The 1,301-nt window shown below is 35.7% G+C and carries 2 protein-coding genes; both read left to right on the top strand.

The window, feature by feature from the left end; translation table 11 throughout:
* Window positions 1–72 precede the first annotated feature (72 nt).
* The gene (locus B5P40_RS32090; RefSeq protein WP_078177316.1) at window positions 73–369 is read left to right on the top strand and encodes a transposase; all 297 of its coding nucleotides are present in this window, start codon (window positions 73–75) and stop codon (window positions 367–369) included.
* A gap of 8 nt (window positions 370–377) precedes the next feature.
* On the top strand, window positions 378–1,259 hold the full coding sequence (locus B5P40_RS32085) for an IS3 family transposase (protein WP_100248490.1): 882 nt from the start codon (window positions 378–380) through the stop codon (window positions 1,257–1,259).
* The last annotated feature ends 42 nt before the right edge of the window (window positions 1,260–1,301 follow it).

Genomic DNA, 1,301 nt, shown 5'->3' with positions numbered 1-1,301 from the left:
TGATATGATCCCCTTATAGTAGACAGGAAAAAGAAAGCACATTAACCTGTTTACTATGGAGGGGATTTTTTTATGGGAAAAATTAGAGTCACTTACGATGTAGAATTTAAGAAAAAAGCTATAGATTTATACTTAAAAGAAGGCATGAGCTATAAAACCATTGCGAAAGAATTAGGTATTCATCACTCGGTTGTAAGTCGTTGGGTGAAACACTTTGAAGCTGAAGGAATCAAAGGACTAGAAGAAAAACGCGGGAAAGCGAAAGGACCAGGTTTAGGTAGACCAAGAGTTAGACCCGAAGATCCTGAAGCTAAGATCCAACGATTAGAAGCGGAAAATGAAATATTAAAAAAGCTCTTAGGGATGTAAAAGGAGGAATGAAAGTCGTATCCAAAACGAAAAAATTCGAAGTCATCCATGAAATGACAAAAACAGGTTATACAGTGACCATTCTATGCGATATTGCTGGTGTAACCAGAAGTGGGTACTACAACTGGATAAAACGGCATACGACGCCTTCAAAAAAACAATCAGAGGATATCGAAATTAAGAAAAAGATATTGGCGTGTCATAAAAAATCAAGAGGAATTTATGGATATAGAAGAATACAAGTGTGGCTGAAAGCCACATATAACCTTCATTTGAATCATAAGCGTATCCAAAGATTGATGAGTGAACTAGGTATCAAAGCCGTAATTAGGAAAAAACGACCTTATTACGGAAAAAAAGAAGCTTATGTGATTTCAGAGAACCATCTAAATAGGGAGTTTCAAGCTTCAAAACCGAATGAGAAATGGGTAACCGATATTACCTATTTGATTTTCAATGGACAGCGCTTGTACTTATCCGCTATTAAGGATTTATACAATAATGAAATTGTTGCCTATGAAACTAGTCGTAGAAACGACTTAAAACTTGTGTTAGATACACTGAAAAAGGCAAAGAAAAAACGAAATGTGAAGGGAATCCTCTTACATAGTGATCAAGGGTCCCAGTATACATCTCGTCAATATAATCAATTACTTAAAAAATATCAGATGAAGGCAAGTATGTCTCGAAGAGGCAACTGTTGGGATAATGCTTGTATGGAAAACTTCTTCAGTCACTTTAAGGCAGAGTGTTTTCATTTACACTCCTTCCATAAAGCGAATGAGGTCAAACTTGCCGTGCGTAAATATATGCACTTTTATAACCATCAAAGATTTCAAAAGAAATTAAATAACCTGAGTCCATATAAATATAGAACTCAGGTTGCTTAGTTGCGCTTTTTAAATACTGTCTACTTGACAGGGGTCACTGCA

Origin of the sequence: Bacillus sp. SRB_8 (assembly GCF_003264205.1) — a bacterium.
In the GTDB taxonomy this organism is placed as follows: domain Bacteria; phylum Bacillota; class Bacilli; order Bacillales; family Bacillaceae_G; genus Bacillus_A; species Bacillus_A mycoides.
Note: the sequence above shows the minus strand (reverse complement) of the source record. Positions and strands in the feature narration are given on the sequence as shown.

Excerpts from the sequence above, each read along its gene's own strand:
- B5P40_RS32090 (WP_078177316.1), top strand. The coding sequence starts at position 73 with ATGGGAAAAATTAGAGTCACTTACGATGTAGAATTTAAGAAAAAAGCT.
- B5P40_RS32085 (WP_100248490.1), top strand. The coding sequence starts at position 378 with ATGAAAGTCGTATCCAAAACGAAAAAATTCGAAGTCATCCATGAAATG.